The sequence below is a fragment of the Aliivibrio sp. 1S175 genome (genome assembly GCF_001690985.1).
Classification (GTDB): Bacteria; Pseudomonadota; Gammaproteobacteria; order Enterobacterales; family Vibrionaceae; genus Aliivibrio.
Genome location: NZ_MAJS01000017.1, coordinates 5,704 through 6,275, shown reverse-complemented (window position 1 = coordinate 6,275; position 572 = coordinate 5,704). Strand labels below are relative to the sequence as shown.

Annotated in this window: 1 protein-coding gene; it reads left to right on the top strand. The window is 37.4% G+C overall.

What is annotated here, in order from left to right; translation table 11 throughout:
- Nucleotides 1–21: 21 nt before the first annotated feature.
- A complete protein-coding gene (locus A6E06_RS08320; RefSeq protein ID WP_065591843.1) occupies nt 22–558 on the top strand; it encodes a nucleotidyltransferase family protein in 537 nt (178 codons plus the stop codon).
- Nucleotides 559–572 lie beyond the last annotated feature (14 nt).

The window sequence follows — 572 nt, the reverse complement described above, 5'->3', positions numbered from 1 at the left end:
GCGTTATAACGCAGGGTGGATATGGATAGAATCATCACATTAATTGAGAAAGATGAATTGAGGGTAAAGGCGCTTGATTGTGTTCGACAACTCAATTTACCTCATTGTTATTTAGCCGCTGGTTTCGTCCGAAATTTGGTGTGGGATCATTTGCATCAGAAATCAGTATCAACGGCTTTGAATGACGTTGACGTTATTTATTTCGATGAAACTGAATCTAATCCTGAAAACTACAAACTAATCGAATCTCAGCTTTCTGCATTGATGCCAGAATTGAATTGGGAAGTGCGTAATCAAGCAATTATGCACAAACGAAATGGTGATAAACCGTATTTAAATATTATCGACGCAATGAGTTATTGGCCAGAAAAAGAAACAGCGGTAGCCATACGAAAATTAGGCAATGGAAAATATGAATGTATTTCTGCTTTTGGCTTTGAATCGTTGTTCAATTTGCAGGTTACACATAATCCGAAACGTTCTTTAGAAATCTTCAGTGACCGTGTAACGTCGAAAGGTTGGTTGAGTCATTGGTCTAAATTGAGAACTGCGTTATAACAAATGCATCAACA